Source organism: Streptomyces sp. NPDC006134, assembly GCF_040628835.1.
Lineage (GTDB): Bacteria > Actinomycetota > Actinomycetes > Streptomycetales > Streptomycetaceae > Streptomyces.
In genome coordinates this window covers 91,351-110,032 of the sequence record NZ_JBEXTV010000015.1, presented here as the reverse complement: position 1 = coordinate 110,032, position 18,682 = coordinate 91,351, and the positions used below count along the sequence as shown (strand labels likewise).

Genomic DNA, 18,682 nt, shown 5'->3' with positions numbered 1-18,682 from the left:
CAGCAGCCGGCTCCAGCCGGAACCGGCCGCGGCCGTACGAGGGCGGAGCCCCGGGCCCGCTCCTCGGCACTGCTGCCACTCGTAGGTTCCGCCAAAGGGGGCCGTGGCGCTGGCCTGCAGGAATCGCCAGTAGAATCCGTACACGTGACTTCCGCTCCCGCCAAGCCCCGCATCCCCAACGTCCTCGCCGGACGCTACGCCTCCGCCGAGCTCGCCACGCTCTGGTCGCCCGAGCAGAAGGTGAAGCTGGAGCGGCAGCTCTGGCTCGCCGTGCTGCGCGCCCAGAAGGACCTCGGCATCGAGGTGCCCGACGAGGCGATCGCCGCCTACGAGCGCGTCCTGGACCAGGTCGACCTGGCCTCCATCGCCGAGCGCGAGAAGGTCACCCGGCACGATGTGAAGGCGCGGATCGAGGAGTTCAACGACCTCGCCGGGCACGAGCACGTGCACAAGGGCATGACCTCCCGCGACCTGACAGAGAACGTCGAGCAGCTCCAGATCCGGCTGTCGCTGGAGCTGATGCGGGACCGGACCGTGGCCGTGCTGGCGCGGCTGGGCAAGCTGGCCGGGGAGTACGGCGAGCTGGTCATGGCCGGCCGCTCGCACAACGTGGCCGCGCAGGCCACGACGCTCGGCAAGCGCTTCGCCACCGCCGCCGACGAGCTGCTCGTCGCCTACGGCCGGGTGGAGGAACTGCTCGGCCGCTACCCGCTGCGCGGCATCAAGGGCCCGGTCGGCACCGCGCAGGACATGCTGGACCTGCTCGGCGGGGACGCGGGCAAGCTCGCGGAGCTGGAGCAGCGGATCGCCGGGCACCTGGGCTTCTCCGAGGCGTTCACCTCGGTCGGCCAGGTCTACCCGCGCTCGCTGGACTACGAGGTCGTCACCGCGCTGGTGCAGCTCGCGGCGGCGCCGTCGTCGCTGGCGAAAACGATCCGGCTGATGGCCGGGCACGAGCTGGTCACCGAGGGCTTCAAGCCCGGCCAGGTCGGCTCCTCGGCGATGCCGCACAAGATGAACACCCGCTCCTGCGAGCGCGTCAACGGCCTGATGGTGATCCTGCGCGGCTACGCCTCGATGACCGGCGAGCTGGCGGGCGACCAGTGGAACGAGGGCGACGTGTCCTGCTCGGTGGTGCGCCGGGTCGCGCTGCCGGACGCGTTCTTCGCGCTGGACGGCCTGCTGGAGACGTTCCTGACCGTGCTCGACGAGTTCGGTGCCTTCCCGGCCGTCGTCGCCCGCGAGCTGGACCGCTACCTGCCGTTCCTGGCCACCACCAAGGTGCTGATGGCCTCGGTGCGCGCGGGCGTCGGCCGCGAGGTCGCGCACGAGGCGATCAAGGAGAACGCCGTCGCCTGCGCTCTCGCCATGCGCGAGCAGGGCGCCGAGCGCAACGAGCTGCTCGACCGGCTCGCCGCCGACGAGCGCATCCCGCTCGACCGCGCCGGGCTGGACGCGCTGATGGCCGACAAGCTGTCCTTCACCGGTGCCGCGGCCGACCAGGTCGCCGCCGTCGTCGGCCGCGTCGAGGAGATCGTGAAGCGGCACCCGCAGGCCGCCGCGTACACGCCGGGGGCGATCCTCTGACGCGTTTCACTCCCGAGGAGTTGGAGGCCGCCCGCGACCGTCCGGTGCCGGACGTCGTCGCGGACGGCCTCCGCGTGCTTTTCTGCGGCATCAACCCCGGTCTGATGTCGGCCGCGACCGGCCACCACTTCGCCCGCCCCGGCAACCGCTTCTGGCCGGTGCTGCACCTGTCCGGCTTCACCCCGCGGCGGCTGAAGCCGTCCGAGCAGCACGAGCTGCTGTCGTACGGGCTCGGCATCACCAACGTGGTCGCGCGGCCGACCGCGCGGGCGGACGAGCTGAGCGCGGAGGAGTACCGGGAGGGCGGGCGGCTGCTCGCCCTGAAGGTGGCGCGGCTGCGGCCCCGCTGGCTGGCCGTCGTGGGCGTGACCGCGTACCGGGCGGCGTTCGACGACCGCAAGGCGAAGGTGGGCCCGCAGGAGCGGACGATCGGGGACACGCGCGTGTGGGTGCTGCCCAACCCCAGCGGGCTGAACGCGCACTGGACGGCGCAGACGATGGCGGAGGAGTTCGCGCGGCTGCGGGCCGCCGCCGAGGAGTGAGCCGGGCGGGCCGTGGCCGTCCGCCCCGCGCGAGGCCGTGGCCGGGACCCCGTGACTGGTGCCCATGATCGGGCCTCGTGGCTGGTACCCCATGGCCGGGGCCCGGCATCCGGTGGACCCTGCTCCGCCGGGCCCGGGCCCGGCCGCGCGACGGAGCGGACGCAGCCGGCCGAGCGGGAGGGCGCCGTCCTGGTGGGGCGGGGCGCGGGACCGCGCGCAGGCGGTGATCGCGGTGTAGGCGTCGGGGTCCGTGGCGCCGGGCCGAGCGGGCGGCCGGGGCCGCGCTCGCCGGGGGACGGCGTGCCGAGTACGATCCGGCCAACACGCGCACGAGCTGGGAGGACGGACGGTGGGGCGGCTGACCGGCGGGGACCCCTCGCTGCTGCGGAGGATCAACTCCGCGGTGGTGCTGCACGCGTTGCGTGCCACGGACTGTGCGACGCTCACCGAGATCACGCGGGTGACGGGGCTGTCCCGGCCGACCGTCGAGGGCGTCGTGGAGGGGCTGATCGAGGCGGGTCTCGTCGTCGAGAAGGCCGCGGAGGAGGGCGCCGCCCGGCGGCAGGGGCGGCCCGCGCGACGGTTCCGGTTCCGCGCGGAGGCGGGTCATCTGCTGGGGCTGGAGATCGGGGCGCACCGGGTCGCGGCGCTCCTGGCCGACCTGGACGGCCGGGTGATCGGCGCGCAGGTCAAGGACGTCGACGAGTCCGCCCCGGCCGACGAGCGGCTGGAGCGGCTGCGCACGGCGGTGGCCGAGCTGCTGCGCCGGGCCGGTGTCGCGCGGGGCTCCCTGCGGGCCGTGGGCGTGGCCACGCCGGGCATCGTGGAGGCGGGCGGCACGATCCGGCTGGGCACGGCGCTGCCCGAGTGGACGGGGCTGCGCCTGGGCGAGCGGCTGAGCCGTTCCTTCAAGTGCCCGGTGCTGGTGGAGAACGACGCGAACGCGGCGGCGGTCGCCGAGCACTGGAAGGGCGCCGCGACCGACTCCGACGACATGGTGTTCGTGCTGGCCGGACTGAGCCCGGGGGCCGGTTCGCTGATCGGCGGGCGGCTGCACCGCGGATACGGCGGGGCGGCCGGTGAGATCGGGGCGCTGCATCTGCTGGGCCGGGAGGTGAGGCCGGAGACGCTGCTGTCGACCACCGACCGGCCGCTGCACCCGCTGGACGAGCAGGCGGTCGCCGAGGTCTTCGCACGGGCCCGGGAGGGCGACGAGCGGGCCCGCGCAGCCGTCGAGCGGTTCATCCAGCGGCTGGTGCACGACGTGGCGGCGCTGGCGCTGGCGCTCGATCCGGAGCTGGTGGTGATCGGCGGCTGGGCGTCGGGGCTGGACGGCGTGCTGGAGCCGCTGCGGCGCGAACTGGCCCGGTACTGCCTGCGCCCGCCGAAGGTGGCGCTGTCACTGCTCGGGGAGGCCGCCGTGGCCACCGGGGCGCTGCGGCTGGCCCTGGACCACGTGGAGGAGCAACTGTTCGCGGTGGACGGGACGGTGACGGCCCGCCACCGGTGACCGGACGGGCCCGTGCCCGGTGACCGATAGCGGGCCCATGTCCGGTCATCAGTAGCGGACCCGTGCCCGGTGACCGATAGCGGACCCGTGCCCGGTCATCAGTAGCGGACCCGTGCCCGGTGGTGGTACGGCCGTCAGGAGGCCCGGCGGTGCGGGTCGTGGTCGATCCGCACGCCGCCCGAGTCGCCGAACGTCAGCCGGCAGGTGTCCGCGCGGTAGGTGGCGACGGAGAGCGCGGCGGTGCGGCCCTCGGCGATGTAGCGGGTGGTGACGACGAGGACGGGCGATCCCGGGAGCCGGTCCAGCACCTTGGCGTCCTCGGTGTGGGCCGAGCCGAGTTCCACGGCGCTCTCCTGCCGCTCCAGCTCCCGGCGCTGCAGCTCGCGCAGCACGGCACGCGCGCGTGCGGGTCCGGCCGGGGCCTCTATGGCGGACAGGCCGGGCACCGAGGAGGCGGGGATGTGGAGCAGTTCGGCGGCCACGGGCCGGCCGTGCGTGGCGCGGAAGCGGCGCACGGTGTGCACGGGCTCGTCGCGGCCGGTGCCCAGGGCGTCGGCGACGGCCGCGGGCGGGACCGCCAGGGTGCAGTCGGCCGGCTGCCAGGCGTCGCCCGCCGCTCCGGGCCAGGCGTGCTGCTCCGTGCCGACGGACACGCCCACGCGCGGCGGGGCGACGGTCGTGCCGACACCGCGGCGGCGCTGGAGCCGGCCTTCGAGCTCGAGCTGTTCCAGTGCCTGGCGGAGCGTGGCGCGGGCGACGCCGAAACGTGCGGCGAGTTCCCGTTCGTTGGGCAGGATCTCCCCGACGGAGAACTCCGTCTCCAGCGCCTCGCTCAGCACGGTCCTCAGATGCCAGTACTTGGGCTCCGGCACCGATTCCACCTGCGTGGTCCCCACCCTGTCCTCCGCGATCGCCGTGTCTGCGGCGGCGTTTTCAGCGCCCTTGTTTATTAAAGGTTGTTGCACTTCTCTGCGACCATAGGTCGGCCCCCACCCTTGGTCAAGACCAATCCTCGATCCCTCGCGCGTCGTCCGTCGGCGGTGTGGCGGGGACTTCACGGGGAGTTCGTACGGCGTCATGGGCGTGACACGACGGCGAAGCCCTCGCCGTACGGCGAGGGCTTCGTGCGGAGCGCGGAGCGGTCAGGCGGCGGCCAGGGACCCCAGCTTGTCGGGGTTGCGGATGATGTAGACGGCCTGGATGCGGCCGTCGGCGACCTCCATCTGGAAGACGGAGTCGGGCTTGCCCCCCGACAGGACCAGCGCGGCGGGACCGCCGTTGAGTTCCAGGAAGCGGAAGGTCGCGTCGGAGACGCCGCCCTTGCGGGCCGCGCCCAGGATGAAGCGGCCCACCTTGTCGGCGCTCTCCAGCACCCGCAGCGGCGCCCGGGCCTTGCCGCCGCTGTCGCCGACGAGGCGGACGTCGGGCGCGAGCAGGGACATCAGCCCCTCCAGGTCCCCGCCGGCCGCGGCGGTGAGGAAACGCTCGGTGAGGTCGCGGCGCCGGCCGGGATCGACGTCGTAGCGCGGGCGCCGCTCGTCGACGTGTCTGCGGGCCCGTCCGGCGAGCTGCCGCACCGCCGCCTCGCCGCGGTCGAGCATGGCGGCGATCTCGGCGTACGGGTAACCGAACGCCTCCCTGAGCACGAACACCGCCCGCTCCAGGGGCGAGAGGGACTCCAGGACGACGAGGACGGCGAGGGAGACGGAGTCGGCGAGCACGGCCCGCTCGGCGGCGTCGGGCACGGTATCCGCGTAGTCGGTGACGTACGGCTCGGGCAGCCAGGGGCCGACGTACGTCTCGCCCCGCGCCTTGATCTGGCGCAGCCGGTCGACGGCGAGGCGGGTGGTGACGCGCACGAGGTAGCCGCGCGGTTCGCGGACCGACGCGCGGTCGGCGGCGGACCAGCGCAGCCAGGCGTCCTGGACCACGTCCTCCGCGTCGGCCAGGCGCCCCAGCATGCGGTAGGCGACTCCCAGGAGGACGGGGCGGTGCTCTTCGAAGACGTCGGTGGCGGTGTCGGTGGTCACGGGTCCATCCCAGCGGACGCGTCCGGTGGTGTCCAGACGGAATCGGCGCCCCGGCCGTGCGGCGGACACGGCGGACACGGCGGACGCGGCGGACACGGCGGACGCGGCGGACACGGCGGACGCGGCGGACGCGGCACCCGGGAGCGGAACGGCCCGGGGGCTACCCATCGGTAGCCGTTGCTGACACTCTGTCTACGCAAACGTCCGTTCCCCTCCGCCGGCTCCGGCGGGTTCCCGCGCGTCCTCACGAGGAGCCCCATGTCCGCCACCGTCTCGTTCCAGGTCCCCACCCCCCACGGCCCGCGGCCCATGACCGTCGCCTACGCCCGCAAGGGCGCCGGCGATCCCCTCCTCCTGCTGCACGGCATCGGCCACCACCGGCAGGCCTGGGACCCGGTGGCGGACATCCTCGCCACCGAACGCGACGTGATAGCCGTCGACCTGCCCGGGTGCGGCCGGTCCCCGGCGCTGCCGGACGGACTGGCGCACGACCTGCCGACGATGAGCGCCGTGCTCGGCGCGTTCTGCGAGGCGCTGGAGATCGAGCGGCCGCACGCGGCGGGCAACTCCCTCGGCGGTCTGCTGGCCCTGGAACTCGGCCGTACCGGCCGCGTACGGTCCGTCACCGCCCTGTCCCCCGCCGGGTTCTGGGCGCCGGCCGAGCGGCGGTACGCCTTCGGGGTCCTGACGTGCATGCGGCACACCGCCCGGCGCATGCCGGTGCCCCTGGTCGAGCGGCTGTCCCGCACCGCGGCCGGCCGCGTGGTGCTGACGAGCACCATCTACGCCCGCCCGGGTCGCCGTTCGCCCGAGGCGGTGGTCGCCGAGACGCTCGCGCTGGCCCGGGCCGAGGGGTTCTCCGAGACCCTGCGGTCCGGGCGGCAGGTCCGTTTCGCCGACGACGTCCCCGGCATACCGGTCACCGTGGCCTGGGGCAGCCGGGACCGGCTGCTCCTGCCACGGCAGGGCGTACGCGCCAAGCACGCCATCCCGCGGGCCCGGCTGGTGCGGCTGCCGGGCTGCGGCCACGTCCCCATGAACGACGACCCGGCCCTGGTCGCCCGCGTCGTCCTGGACGGCAGTCGCGGCCGCTGACACCCCGTCGGCCGTCCGGCCGGCGCTCACGGTGCGGCGCACGGCGTGGCCGGTTGTTCACCTCGGGTTCGCGTGGGCGCTGCGGAGCCCGCGTAGGTGTGGCACCGACACCGGCCGGATCACCCGTCCCTGGAGGCACCGTCATGTCCCACCGTCCCTTCCCGGGCCGCCGCAGCGTCCTGCGCGGTTCCCTGGCCGCCTCGGCGGCCCTGACCCTGCCCACGGCGCTCGGCGCGGCACCGGCCTTCGCCCGGTCCGGGCGGCCCGGCGCGGGCTGGGGCGTGCAGACGGGCGACGTGACCACCGACTCGGGACTGGTGTGGGTGCGCTCCGACCGGCCCGCCCGCATGATCGTCGAGACGTCGGCGACCGAGTCGTTCCGCGCCCCGCGCAGATGGCACGGTCCGCTGCTGGGCCCGGACACGGACTTCACCGGCACGACCCGGCTGCGCGGCCTGCCGCCCGGCGAGCAGATCCACTACCGGGTGCTGCTCGCCGACCCGGACGACCCGCGCCGCACCGGCGAGCCGGTCACCGGCACGTTCCGCACGGTGCCGGTCCGCCGGCGCGACGGGGTGCGGTTCGTGTGGTCCGGCGACCAGGCGGGCCAGGGCTGGGGCATCAACCCCGGTCTCGGCGGCTACCGCATCTACGACGCGATGGCCCGCCTGGACCCCGACTTCTTCCTGTGCAGCGGCGACACCGTCTACGCCGACGGCCCCATCCCGGAGACGGCCGTCCTGCCCGACGGCACCATCTGGCGGAACATCACCACCGAGGAGAAGTCCAAGGTCGCCGAGACCCTCGCCGAGTTCCGCGGCAACTTCCGCTACAACCTGCTCGACGAGAACCTGCGGCGGTTCAACGCCCAGGTGCCGTCGATCGTCCAGTGGGACGACCACGAGGTGCGCAACAACTGGTACCCGGGCCAGGTCGTCGCGGACACGGACAGCCGGTACACCGAGAAGAGCGTGGACGTGCTGGCGGCCCGGGCGCGGCGCGCGTTCGCCGAGTACTTCCCGGTCTCGACGCTGCGGCCGGGGGCGCGGGAGGGCCGCGTGTACCGGGTGCTGCGGCAGGGCCCGCTGCTGGACGTGTTCGTGCTGGACATGCGGACGTACCGCAACGCCAACTCCTCCGGCGACCAGGCGGTGGACCCGCAGGGCATCCTCGGCCGGGAGCAACTGGAGTGGCTCAAGCGGGAGCTGGCGCGGTCGCGTGCCGTGTGGAAGGTGATCGCCGCGGACATGCCGATCGGCCTGGTGGTGCCCGACACGTCGGAGGGGCGGCCGAACGTCGAGGCGGTGGCGCAGGGCGACCCGGGCGCTCCGCTGGGGCGTGAGCTGCAGATCGCGGAGCTGCTGCGGTTCGTCAAGCACCGGCGGATCACCGGCACGGTGTGGCTGACGGCCGACGTGCACCACACCTCGGCCCAGCACTACCAGCCGTCGCGGGCGGCGTTCACGGACTTCGAGCCGTTCTGGGAGTTCGTCTCCGGTCCGCTGAACGCCGGGGCGTTCCCGGCCAGTCCGCTCGACGGCACCTTCGGGCCGGAGCGGGTGTTCGTGAAGGCGCCGGCCGCCTCGAACGTCTCGCCCGCCGGCGGCTACCAGTTCTTCGGCGAGGTCGACATCGACGGCGACAGCGGGGAGATGACGGTGCGGCTGCGCGAGCAGGACGGCACGGTGCTGTTCACGCGGGTGCTCCAGCCGGGCCGGGTCGGCCAGTGACTCCCGTAGCCTGGTGAATGTGCCGCGCACCGGTGTCATCCCCTGGTGCGCGGCGCATGCCCGGCCCGCCGCCCGGCTTCCCGCCCGCACGGCCGGACACATCCGCAAGCCGCACGGCCCGCACCCGCACCCGCACCCGCACCCGGAACAAACGGCCACGAAGAGCACAGAGGGCTCTTTACTCAGCGGTCACAAGGCGTTCGTGATCGCGCAACACCGTTCCTCCACAGTGGCCGTATGAGTCGAGAAATGTCTGATGTGACGCGCGCCAAGAACGGCCGTCCGGTCCGCCACTGGCGGCGGGACGTGGTCGAACTCGCCGCCCTGTTCACGGCGGTCGCCGCGGCGGACACCGTGGCGCAGCTGGTGGGCCACGGCCCCGACGGCCCGGTCCTGCTGGTGGTCTCGGCGGTCGCCCTGGTCGCCACGGCGGGGTTCCACCTGTGGTGGTCACGCCGCCACGGCCACGCACCGCCGGCGGACGATACCGGCGCCCGGCCGCCGTCCGCCGGGCGGCAGGCCGGGCCCGCCGACCGGGTCACGCCGGAGCACCCCGGCAGGACGGACCGCGGAACGGACCGCGGAACGGACCGCGGAACGGACCGCGGAACGGACCGCGGGGTGGACAGCGAGATGGACGGCGTGCTGTGGCGGATGCGGACGACGGTGCGGGACGAGCCCGGGTCGCTGGCCGCGCTGTGCGCCGCCCTCGCCGACCGGCGGGTCGACATCCTGAGCCTGCAGACGCACCCGCTGGGCGAGGGCACCGTCGACGAGTTCCTGCTGCGCGCCCCGGCCGGGGTCGAGGCGTCCGAGATCACCCGGGCGGTGGCGCGGGCGGGCGGCAGCGGCTCCTGGATCGAGCGGGCGGACGCCCACGACCTGGTGGACGCGCCGACCCGCGTCCTGGAGCTGGCCACGCGGACCGCCCTGGACGCGGCGGAACTCCCTCTGGCGTTGCGGAAGTTGCTGGGCCGGTGCACGATCCGCTCGCTGCCCGCGGCGCCGGGCGACGACGGCCGGGAGGCGGACGGTGTGCCGGTCGAGGGCGTGTGGGAGGACACCGTGCTGCGGCTGCGCGCGCCGGAGGGCGGTGTGATCACGGTGGAGCGGCCGTATCTGCCGTTCACCCCGACCGAGTTCGCGCGCGCGAGGGCGCTGGTGGAGCTGGACGCCCGGCTCGGTCCGCGCGTTCCGCGCGGCGGGGACGTGCTGACGCTGCCCGAGGGCGGCGACCTGACGGTGCGCCGGGCCGGCACCCAGGACGTGGAGGCGGCCAGGGCGATGCACGAGCGGTGCTCGGCGCGGACGCTCGGGCTGCGGTACCACGGGCCGGTCGGTGACGCCGACCGCTATCTGAACCACCTGCTCAGCCCGCGCTTCGGGCGGACGCTCGCCGCGCAGACCGCGTCGGGGCGCGTCGTCGGGCTGGGCCACCTGCTGTGGGACGGCGACGAGACGGAGGTCGCGCTGCTCGTCGAGGACGCCTGGCAGCGCCGCGGCATCGGCGGTGAACTGCTGCGCCGGCTCGTCGCGATGGCCGCCGAGGCGGGCTGCGCGAGCGTGTACGCCGTCACGCAGTCGTCGAACACCGGTATGGTCGCCGCGATGCGCGGACTGGGCCTGCCCCTCGACTACCAGATCGAGGAGGGCACCCTGGTCGTCACCGCCCGCCTGGACCGGGCCGCCGCCGGGACCGGTGCGGCGTACGACCCCGCCGGCCCCGGTGCGGCGTACGACCGGACGCAGGAGCGGTACGGAGGGCGGCTGTAGCGGCACGGAGGGCGGATCCAGCGCTACCGCGGGCGGTTGTGGCGGTACGGCGGACGGATCCAGCACTACCGCGGGCGGTTGTGGCGGTACGGCGGACGGATTCGAGGAACGCCGTCCGCCCGCGCCCCGCCCCTCCCCCGCCCCTCACTTCCGTGCCGGCACCTCTCCCCACGGCTCCTTTGCCGCCGCCCGCTCCCCCAGCGCCCCGTCCAGGTCGGCCCACAGGTCGTCGACGTCCTCCAGCCCCACCGACAGCCGCAGCAGCCGGTCGCTCACCCCGGCGGCGCGGCGGTCGTCGGCGTCGACGACGCGGTGGCTGATGGACGCCGGGTGCTGGATGAGGGTGTCGACACTGCCGAGGCTGACGGCCGGAGTGACGAGCCGGACACGGCCGATGACCTCGTGCGGATCGCCGTGGACCTCGAAGGCGACCATCGCCCCGCCGATGCGCGGGTAGTGGACGCGGGCGACGCGCGGGTCGGCGGCGAGCCGGCGGACGAGTTCGGCGGCGTTCGCGGACGCCGCCCGGACCCGTACGGGCAGGGTCGCCAGGCCGCGCAGCAGCAGGTAGCCGGCGAGCGGGTGCAGGACGCCGCCGGTGGCGAACCGCACCTGCCGCAGCCGCCCGGCGAACTCCTCGTCGCAGGCGACCACGCCCGCGAGCACGTCCCCGTGTCCGCCGAGGTACTTGGTGGCGCTGTGCAGCACCAGCCGGGCGCCCTGCCGGGCGGGACGCTGCAGCACGGGCGTCGCGAAGGTGTTGTCGACCAGCAGGGGCACGGATCCGCAGGCGTGGGCGACGGCCCGCAGGTCCACCTCGGCGAGCGTGGGGTTGGCCGGGGACTCGACCAGCACCAGCCCCGTGTCCGGGCGCAGCGCGTCGGTGATGCCCGCCGGGTCGGTCCAGGTCACCTCCGTGCCGAGCAGCCCGGCGGCCAGCAGGTGGTCGCTGCACCCGTACAGGGGGCGTACGGCCACGACGTGCCGCAGCCCCGTCGCGCCCCGCGCCAGCAGGACGGCGCTCAGCGCGGCCATGCCGCTGGCGAAGGCGACCGCGGCCTCGGTGCCCTCCAGGCGGGCCAGCGCCGTCTCGAAACGGGCGACGGTGGGATTGCCCAGCCGCCCGTACACGGGCGGGCCGTCGGGCTCCGCGCCGGTGGCGGCGAAGGCGTCGATGCGGGCGGCCTCGCCGCGGCTGTCGGAGGAGGGGTAGGTGGTGGACAGGTCGATCGGCGGGGCGTGCAGCCCCTGCCGGGCGAGGTCGTCACGGCCGGCGTGCACGGCCTCGGTGGCCAGTGCTCTCGATGCGGTGGGCGTGTCCATGCCGTAAGGGTGAACGCCGGCCGGGTCATCGGGGCCAAAGCCCGTGCTACGTTCGGCCGATGGCCGACTCTGTCGTACTGGACCCGGTCGATCTCCATCTGCTGCGGCTGCTGCAGAACGACGCACGGACGACCTACCGCGAGCTCGCCGCGCAGGTCGGGGTGGCGCCGTCGACCTGCCTGGACCGGGTGACCCGGCTGCGCCGCGCCGGGGTGATCCTCGGCCATCGCCTGCGCCTGGACCCGGCGAAGCTGGGGCGCGGCCTGGAGGCGCTGTTGTCGGTGCAGGTGCGACCGCACCGGCGGGAACTGGTGGGGCCGTTCGTGGAGCGGATCCGGGCGCTGCCGGAGTCGCGGACCGTCTTCCACCTGACCGGCCCGGACGACTACCTCGTCCACGTCGCGGTCGCCGGCATGACGGACCTGCAGCGGCTGGTCCTGGACGAGTTCACGGCCCGGCGGGAGGTGGCGCGCGTCGAGACCCGGCTGATCTTCCAGCAGTGGGACTGCGGGCCCCTGCTGCCGCCCGCGCCCTGACCGGGGCACGCCCTGGGCGAAATCCGGCCGCCGCGACGCACGCGTCCGGCGAACCGGGCTGACGCGGCACCGGATTCCGTACGAGGATGTCCGCATGTCAGAGACGACCAAGAGCCCGCTGCCCCGCGAGGTCGCCGACGCCTACGTCGACGACCTCATCGCCCTCGACCCGGTCACCGGTACGTACCTCGGCGTGAAGGAGAGTTCCAGCCGCCTGCCCGACTTCTCGCCCGCGGGGCAGGAGGCCCTGGCCGAGCTGGCGCGGGCGACGCTCGCGAAGCTGGACGAGGCGGAGCGCCGGCCGGGCGCGGACAGCGATGTGGAGCGGCGCTGCGGCCGGCTGCTGCGCGAGCGGCTCACCGCCGAACTCGCCGTTCACGAGGCGGAGGAGGGCCTGCGCTCGGTCGGCAACATGAGCACGCCGGCGCACGCGGTCCGGGAGATCTTCACCGTGACGCCGACGGGGACGGACGAGGACTGGGCGGCGATCGCCGAGCGGCTGCGCGCGGTGCCGGACGCGCTGGCGGGCTACCGGGAGTCCCTCGCCCTCGGCCTGGAGCGCAAGCTGTACGGAGGGCCGCGCCCGACCGCCACCTTCGTCGGGCAGCTCGGCGAGTGGGCCGACACCGGTCAGGGCCGCGGCTGGTTCGAGGACTTCGCGTCCGCCGGTCCCGAGGCGCTGCGCGCCGAGCTCGACGAGGCCGCCCGCACCGCGACCGCCGCCGTGACCGAACTGCGCGACTGGATGCGCGACGTGTACGCCCCGGCGGTCGAGGGCGCGCCGGACACGGTGGGCCGGGAGCGCTACGCCCGCTGGTCGCGCTACTTCAACGGCACCGACCTGGACCTGGACGAGGCGTACGCGTACGGCTGGTCCGAGTACCACCGCCTGCTCGGGGAGATGAAGAAGGAGGCGGAGAAGATCCTGCCGGGTGCCGAGACGCCGTGGGTGGCGCTGGCGCACCTGGACGAGCACGGCCGGCACATCGAGGGCGTCGACGAGGTCCGCGACTGGCTGCAGGGCCTGATGGACCAGGCGATCGACGCGCTGGACGGCACCCACTTCGACCTGGCCGAGCGGGTGCGGAGGGTGGAGTCGTGCATCGCCCCGCCCGGCAGCGCGGCGGCGCCGTACTACACGCCCCCGTCGGAGGACTTCTCCCGTCCGGGCCGCACCTGGCTGCCGACGATGGGCCAGACCCGCTTCCCCGTCTACGACCTGGTCTCCACCTGGTACCACGAGGGCGTCCCCGGCCACCACCTCCAGCTCGCGCAGTGGGCGCACGTGGCCAAGGACCTCTCCCGCTACCAGGCGTCCATCGGCATGGTCAGCGCCAACGCCGAGGGCTGGGCGCTGTACGCGGAGCGCCTGATGGACGAACTGGGCTTCCTCACGGACGCGGAGCAGCGGCTGGGCTACCTGGACGCGCAGATGATGCGGGCCGCCCGCGTCATCGTCGACATCGGCATGCACCTGGAGCTGGAGATCCCGGCCGACTCCCCCTTCCACCCGGGCGAGCGCTGGACGTCCGCGCTGGCGCAGGAGTTCTTCGGCGCGCACAGCAGCCGTCCGGCGGAGTTCGTGGAGAGCGAGCTGACCCGCTACCTGACGATCCCCGGGCAGGCGATCGGCTACAAGCTGGGCGAGCGGGCCTGGCTGCTGGGCCGGGAGAACGCGCGCAAGCGGCACGGTGACGCCTTCGACCTGAAGTCCTGGCACATGGCCGCCCTGTCGCAGGGGTCCCTGGGTCTGGACGACCTGGTGGACGAGCTGTCGCGGCTGTGACCCCGAGGCCCCGGCGCGCAGCCGGGGCCCGGACACGGGTCGGCGGCGGAAGCCGCCCTCGGAGTCGATGACCTGCCCGGTGATCCTTCCCCAGCTCTCAACCACGTTCGAGCCGGGGAGACCCCTATCGCCTCGTCGGTGGCGAGCCACGCGACGAGGCGGGCAGGGTCGTCGGGCATGCCCCACCGTCCGCCGAGCGCGCCGGCGGCCCGGGTGACGAGTCCGGCGGGGGCGGCCGGGTCGGCGAGGTCGCCGGGCCCGGCGAGCACGGCCGCGGCGGGGTTGCCGGCCGCCTCGCGCACGGAGGCGACCACGTCGTCGATCCGGTCGGCACCCCAGGGCTGGGCGGCGTCGTGCGGCACGTGGTGGTGCAGGTACACGCTCGCGCCGTACGCGGCGAGCCGCCGGGCGACGGCGTGCCCGATGCCGCCCCGCCTGCCGGCACCGGTGACGAGGGCGGTCCGGCCGCGCAGGGGCAGGGGGTCGCGGCGCAACTGGTCGGGGGTCGGGTGCGGGAGCAGGGGCATGGGGCCCCATGATGGTCGCCCCTCGAGCACCGCGCACGCGGTTATCGGCGGCGAAGCCGCCAAAGGGCCGCCGGCCGGAGGGGTCAGCAGCCGCAGTCCTCCGCGTCCGCCGGCGCCGTCAGCGGGTCGGCGGCGCGCCGCTCGCCGCCCTGCCAGGTCTCGTACGCGAAGCCCTCGCGGACCCAGTACTCGAAGCCGCCGAGCATCTCCTTGACCTGGTAGCCGAGTTCGGCGAGGGCGAGTGCGGCGCGGGTGGCGCCGTTGCAGCCGGGGCCCCAGCAGTACGTCACGACCGGCACGGACCGGTCGAGGAGCCGCTCGGCCTGCTCGGGGACGAGCGCGGTGGGCAGGTGGACCGCGCCGGGCACGTGGCCCTGGTCCCAGGCGGCGGTGGAGCGGGAGTCGACGAGGACGAACCCGGGGTCGCCGCCGGCCGCGAGCGCGGCGGCGACGTCGGACACGTCGGCGTGGAAGGCGAGACTGGCGCGGAAGTAGGCGGCGGCGTCGGCCGGCGCGGCGGGGGCGACGCGCAGGACGGGGTTGGCTGCGGTGGTGGTGCCGGTGCTCATGACGGGTGGCCCTTCGTCGGCGTGCTGTCCTGCCGGAAATCTACGCGGCAATGATCATCTCCAAGAAGGGACGATCCACGGCTTCCCCCTTGTCCCGCCGGGGATTTCCCTGCTATCCCTCGGGGATGACCGCGTATTCCCCGGACGCCACCGACTGGCGCATCCTCGACGTCCTCCAGCGGGAGGGCCGGGCCAGTTTCGCCGAGCTGGCCCGGGCCGTGTCCATGTCCGCGAGCGCGGTGACCGAGCGGGTGCGGCGCATGGAGGAGGCGGGGATCATCCAGGGGTACGCGGCGGTCGTCGACCCGGACCGGCTGGGCCTGCCGATCCTGGCCTTCGTACGGCTGCGCTATCCGAACGGCAACTACAAGCCGTTCCACGACCTGGTCGCGGTCACGCCCGAGATCCTGGAGGCGCACCACGTCACGGGGGACGACTGCTTCGTCATCAAGGTCGCGGCCCGCTCGATGCGGCACCTGGAGGAGGTGTCGGGGAAGATCGGCGCGCTGGGTTCGGTGACGACGAGCGTGGTGTACTCCTCGCCGCTGCCCCGGCGCTCGCTCGGCCGCTGAGCCGCCGTCGGCCCGCCGCCCTCCTCAGGCGGTGCCCCGCCCCCCTCAAGCAGTGCCCCGCCGCCCCTCTCAGGCGGTGCCCCGCTGCCGCAGTACCGACCCCGACCGCCCCTTGACGACCTCCAGTTGCGCGTGGATGCGCCGCCGCAGGTCGGGGACGTGGCTGACGATGCCGACACTGCGGTCCCGCTCGCGCAGGGAGTCGAGCACGTCGAGGACCTCGTCGAGGGTCTGGTCGTCGAGGCTGCCGAAGCCCTCGTCGATGAAGAGGGTGTCCAGGCGGACGCCGCCCGCCTCGTCGGTGACGACGTCGGCGAGGCCGAGGGCGAGGGCGAGGGAGGCGAAGAACGTCTCACCGCCGGACAGGGTCGCCGTGTCGCGTTCGCGTCCGGTCCAGGCGTCGACGACGTGCAGGCCCAGGCCGCTGCGGCCGCGCCCGGTGCGGCCGTCGGAGTGGACGAGGGTGTAGCGGCCGGACGACATGCGCTGCAGCCGCGCGGTCGCGGCGGCGGCCACCTGTTCCAGGCGGGCGGCCAGCACGTACGACTCCAGGCGCATGCGGTGTTCGTTCTCCGCGGAGGTGCCGGCGGCGAGGCCGGCCAGGCGGGCCACCCGGTCGTACTCCTCACGCAGCGGGGCCAGGCGGCGTGCGGAGGCGGCGGCGCGCGCGGAGAGCCGGTCGAGCTCGGCGCAGCGCCGGGCGGCGGCGTCGCGTGCGGAGGCGGCGTCGCGCACCCGCCGGGCGGCGTCGGCCGCGGCCCGTTCGGCGGCGGCGAGGTCGGCGGGCGGCTGCCCGGCGGCGGCCGCGGTGTCGGCCTCGGCGAGGATCGCGCGGACGGCGGCCTCCTCGGTCTGCCACTCGTCGATCCGCCGCCGCAGGGCGCGGTGGGCGGTGTCGTCGAGGAGTGCGTCGGCCGCGGCCTGCGGGGTGTCGAAGCCGGCCCGGTAGGCGGCGTCGGCGAGGCGGGCGTCGGCGTCCTTCAGGCGCTGGGCGGCGTCCTCGGCGGCGCGGGCCGCGTCGGCGGCGCCGGTCAGCGCGGCGGCCTGCCGCTCCAGCTGCGCGGCCCGCGCGGCCACGCTGCCGGCGGCGCCCCGCGCCTGCGCCAGCTCCTCCTCCAGCGTTTCCTGTTCGCGCTCCAGCCGCTCGCGCCGGCCCACCCGGGCGGCGGCCCGCACCGCGGCCTGCTGCCGCGCGGCGACGCGCTCCTCCCGCTCCGACTCCGCCCGGCGCAGCTCCTCCTGCGCGGCGTGCAGCCCGGAGGCGGCGGCGCGTGCCTGTGCGTACGCCCGTTCCAGTTCCCCGGCCTGCTCGGCCAGCCGGCCGGTGGGTTCCTCGCCCGCCTCGGCGGTGGCGGCGGCCAGCGCCTCCCGCAGGGCGGCCAGCCGCCGTTCGTCCTCTGCGCGCTGCTCCTCGGCGCGCCGGCAGGCGGCGAGGGCCTGCTCCTCCGCCTCGCGGTCGACGTGCCCGGCGTCCTTGCGGGCGGGGGCGGGGTGGTCGGTGGCGCCGCAGACGGCGCACGGCTCGCCGTCGGTGAGGGTGGCGGCGAGTTCGGCGGCGATGCCGCTCAGCCGCTGCTCTTTCAGGTCGAGCCAGCGGGTGCGGGCCTCGACGGCGTGTTCGGCGGAGGCGAGGGCACGGCGCCGGGCGTCGTCGGCCTCGGCGGTCAGCCGGTCCCGCTGCCGGGCCGCCGCCAGCCGCCGCCGGGCGGGCTCCTGCTGCACGGCGAGCTGTTCGGCGCGGGTCGCGGCCTCCTGGGCCGCCTCGATACGGGCCTGGAGGGCGGCTCGGGCGGCCTCCCAGCCGGCGAGCCAGCTCTCCGCCTCGTGCAGGACGTCCTCGTCGGCACGTTCCTGGCGGTCCAGGCCGGCGCGTTCGGCGCCGAGTTCGGCCAGCCGCCGCTCGGCGCGGCGGGCCGACTCCAGGCCGCCCAGCTCCTCGGCGGCCCGGCGGGCGGCGGCGGCCAGCCCGGCGGCACCGGCGTCCGCGAAGGCGACCGGCAGCGCGGCACGCGCGCGTGCCTCCGCGGCGGCGGCCCGCCGGTGCTCGGCGTCGGCGGCGTCCCGCAGCTCCAGGGCGGGCGCCACCGCCTCGGCCTTGCGGGCCCGCTCCATGCGCTCCTGCGCCTCGCGGTGGGCGCCGGCCCGTTCCGCCAGCCGCTCGGCCCGCTGCCGCGCCTCGGCGAACCGCCGCTGCAGCCGGGCCCGTTCCCGTACGTCCGCCAGGTCGCTCTCGGCGGCGGCCTGGGCGGACTCGGCCGCGGCCAGGCGCAGCCGGGCGACGGTCAGCTGTTCGCGGGCGGTGCTGCGGGCGACGGCGGCGGCGGTCAGCACGGCCGTGGCCAGGCCCGGCTCGCCCGGCGTCAGCTCCGGGAGCTCCAGGGAGCCGTCGGCGGCCTGCTGCATGCGGTGGGCGTCCGCCAGCAGCGCGGCGTCCCCGTCCCGCACCTGCGCCTCGGTGGCGCGCCGCCGCTCGGCGAGGCGTTTTTCGACGTCGGCGAAGCGGCGGGTGTCGAAGAGGCGGCCCAGCAGCCTGCCGCGCGCCTCGGCGTCGGCGCGCAGGAACCGCGCGAAGTCCCCCTGCGGCAACAGCACGACCTGACAGAACTGCTCGCGGCTCATGCCGAGCAGCCCGGTGATCTCCTCGCCGATCTCCTGGTGGGAGCGGCTGAGGTCCTTCCAGGCCCCGGCCGTCGCGTCGTACTCGCGCAGCCAGGTCTGCGCCTTGTCCACGGTGGTGCCCGTGCCGCGCTTCTTGGGGCGCTCCCAGGGCGGCTGCCGGGTGATCTCCAGCCGGCGCCCGGCGACGGTGAGGTCGAGGGTCACCGAGGTGCGGGTCGCGGGCGCGGCGTGATCACTGCGCAGGCCCGTGCCCTGGCCGCTCTGCCGGGCCCCCGGCACCGAGCCGTACAGCGCGTAGCACACGGCGTCCAGGACGGAGGTCTTGCCCGCGCCGGTGGGTCCGTGCAGCAGGAACAGCCCGGCCGCCGACAGCGCGTCGAAGTCGACCGTCTGCGCGCCGCCGAAGGGCCCGAAGGCGGTGATGTCCAGCCGGTGCAGCCTCATCGGGTCTCTCCCTCGTCCGCCGTGTCCACCCCGTACGCC

The 18,682-nt window shown here is 75.3% G+C and carries 14 protein-coding genes and 1 pseudogene; 9 read left to right on the top strand and 6 right to left on the bottom strand.

Features of this window, described 5'->3' with window-relative positions; all coding sequences use genetic code 11:
• Positions 1-144: 144 nt before the first annotated feature.
• From purB to ABZ340_RS12705, 3 genes are all read left to right on the top strand, one after another.
• Positions 145-1,587 carry an adenylosuccinate lyase gene (gene purB, locus ABZ340_RS12715; RefSeq protein WP_358781754.1) on the top strand — a complete coding sequence of 481 codons (1,443 nt, stop codon included), beginning with the start codon at positions 145-147 and terminating at the stop codon, positions 1,585-1,587.
• Positions 1,584-2,129 carry a G/U mismatch-specific DNA glycosylase gene (mug, locus tag ABZ340_RS12710; protein ID WP_358781797.1) on the top strand — a complete coding sequence of 182 codons (546 nt, stop codon included), beginning with the start codon at positions 1,584-1,586 and terminating at the stop codon, positions 2,127-2,129. Before purB ends, mug begins: the two co-directional genes overlap by 4 nt.
• 349 nt (positions 2,130-2,478) lie before the next feature.
• Positions 2,479-3,639 (top strand): ROK family transcriptional regulator, encoded by a 1,161-nt coding sequence (locus ABZ340_RS12705; protein WP_358781753.1) that lies wholly within the window; start codon positions 2,479-2,481, stop codon positions 3,637-3,639.
• 134 nt (positions 3,640-3,773) lie between these two features.
• Here the strand turns inward: ABZ340_RS12705 and ABZ340_RS12700 are convergent, their stop codons facing one another.
• Both ABZ340_RS12700 and sigJ read right to left on the bottom strand, forming a co-directional pair.
• Positions 3,774-4,535: a GntR family transcriptional regulator gene (locus ABZ340_RS12700; protein ID WP_358781752.1), complete on the bottom strand. Its 762-nt coding sequence runs from the start codon at positions 4,533-4,535 to the stop codon at positions 3,774-3,776.
• Between the two features lie 246 nt (positions 4,536-4,781).
• Positions 4,782-5,669: an RNA polymerase sigma factor SigJ gene (gene sigJ, locus ABZ340_RS12695; protein ID WP_358781751.1), complete on the bottom strand. Its 888-nt coding sequence runs from the start codon at positions 5,667-5,669 to the stop codon at positions 4,782-4,784.
• Between the two features lie 258 nt (positions 5,670-5,927).
• On the opposite strand from sigJ, the gene ABZ340_RS12690 reads away from it, so the two are divergent.
• The 3 genes from ABZ340_RS12690 (at position 5,928) to ABZ340_RS12680 (ending at position 10,267) form a co-directional block, all read left to right on the top strand.
• Entirely contained in the window at positions 5,928-6,764 is an 837-nt protein-coding gene (locus ABZ340_RS12690) for an alpha/beta fold hydrolase (protein WP_358781750.1), read from the top strand.
• 143 nt (positions 6,765-6,907) lie between these two features.
• Positions 6,908-8,494, top strand: coding sequence for an alkaline phosphatase D family protein (locus tag ABZ340_RS12685; RefSeq protein ID WP_358781749.1), 1,587 nt, complete (start codon positions 6,908-6,910; stop codon positions 8,492-8,494).
• Between the two features lie 249 nt (positions 8,495-8,743).
• The gene (locus ABZ340_RS12680) at positions 8,744-10,267 is read left to right on the top strand and encodes a GNAT family N-acetyltransferase (RefSeq protein ID WP_358781748.1); all 1,524 of its coding nucleotides are present in this window, start codon (positions 8,744-8,746) and stop codon (positions 10,265-10,267) included.
• A gap of 144 nt (positions 10,268-10,411) precedes the next feature.
• Here the strand turns inward: ABZ340_RS12680 and ABZ340_RS12675 are convergent, their stop codons facing one another.
• Positions 10,412-11,590: a PLP-dependent transferase gene (locus tag ABZ340_RS12675; protein WP_358781747.1), complete on the bottom strand. Its 1,179-nt coding sequence runs from the start codon at positions 11,588-11,590 to the stop codon at positions 10,412-10,414.
• 59 nt (positions 11,591-11,649) lie between these two features.
• Between ABZ340_RS12675 and ABZ340_RS12670 the strand changes: the two genes are divergently transcribed.
• Positions 11,650-12,126, top strand: coding sequence for an Lrp/AsnC family transcriptional regulator (locus tag ABZ340_RS12670; RefSeq protein WP_358781746.1), 477 nt, complete (start codon positions 11,650-11,652; stop codon positions 12,124-12,126).
• A gap of 94 nt (positions 12,127-12,220) precedes the next feature.
• Positions 12,221-13,912, top strand: a complete 1,692-nt coding sequence (locus ABZ340_RS12665; RefSeq protein ID WP_358781745.1) for a DUF885 domain-containing protein — start codon at positions 12,221-12,223, stop codon at positions 13,910-13,912.
• Positions 13,913-13,954: 42 nt separating this feature from the next.
• Here the strand turns inward: ABZ340_RS12665 and ABZ340_RS12660 are convergent.
• Positions 13,955-14,439, bottom strand: a pseudogene (locus tag ABZ340_RS12660) (hypothetical protein); the annotation flags it as partial.
• Between the two features lie 83 nt (positions 14,440-14,522).
• Positions 14,523-15,008, bottom strand: a complete 486-nt coding sequence (locus tag ABZ340_RS12655) for a rhodanese-like domain-containing protein (RefSeq protein WP_358781744.1) — start codon at positions 15,006-15,008, stop codon at positions 14,523-14,525.
• 125 nt (positions 15,009-15,133) lie between these two features.
• Here ABZ340_RS12655 and ABZ340_RS12650 point away from each other — a divergent pair, with 125 nt between their 5' ends.
• Positions 15,134-15,580 carry an Lrp/AsnC family transcriptional regulator gene (locus ABZ340_RS12650; RefSeq protein ID WP_358781743.1) on the top strand — a complete coding sequence of 149 codons (447 nt, stop codon included), beginning with the start codon at positions 15,134-15,136 and terminating at the stop codon, positions 15,578-15,580.
• Between the two features lie 69 nt (positions 15,581-15,649).
• On the opposite strand, the gene ABZ340_RS12645 is transcribed toward ABZ340_RS12650, so the two are convergent.
• A complete protein-coding gene (locus ABZ340_RS12645; RefSeq protein ID WP_358781742.1) occupies positions 15,650-18,643 on the bottom strand; it encodes an SMC family ATPase in 2,994 nt (997 codons plus the stop codon).
• Positions 18,644-18,682: the final 39 nt, after the last annotated feature.

Excerpts from the sequence above, each read along its gene's own strand:
- ABZ340_RS12690 (WP_358781750.1), top strand. The coding sequence starts at position 5,928 with ATGTCCGCCACCGTCTCGTTCCAGGTCCCCACCCCCCACGGCCCGCGG.
- ABZ340_RS12685 (WP_358781749.1), top strand. The coding sequence starts at position 6,908 with ATGTCCCACCGTCCCTTCCCGGGCCGCCGCAGCGTCCTGCGCGGTTCC.
- ABZ340_RS12680 (WP_358781748.1), top strand. The coding sequence starts at position 8,744 with ATGTCTGATGTGACGCGCGCCAAGAACGGCCGTCCGGTCCGCCACTGG.
- ABZ340_RS12675 (WP_358781747.1), bottom strand. The coding sequence starts at position 11,590 with ATGGACACGCCCACCGCATCGAGAGCACTGGCCACCGAGGCCGTGCAC.
- ABZ340_RS12670 (WP_358781746.1), top strand. The coding sequence starts at position 11,650 with ATGGCCGACTCTGTCGTACTGGACCCGGTCGATCTCCATCTGCTGCGG.
- ABZ340_RS12665 (WP_358781745.1), top strand. The coding sequence starts at position 12,221 with ATGTCAGAGACGACCAAGAGCCCGCTGCCCCGCGAGGTCGCCGACGCC.
- ABZ340_RS12655 (WP_358781744.1), bottom strand. The coding sequence starts at position 15,008 with ATGAGCACCGGCACCACCACCGCAGCCAACCCCGTCCTGCGCGTCGCC.
- ABZ340_RS12650 (WP_358781743.1), top strand. The coding sequence starts at position 15,134 with ATGACCGCGTATTCCCCGGACGCCACCGACTGGCGCATCCTCGACGTC.
- ABZ340_RS12645 (WP_358781742.1), bottom strand. The coding sequence starts at position 18,643 with ATGAGGCTGCACCGGCTGGACATCACCGCCTTCGGGCCCTTCGGCGGC.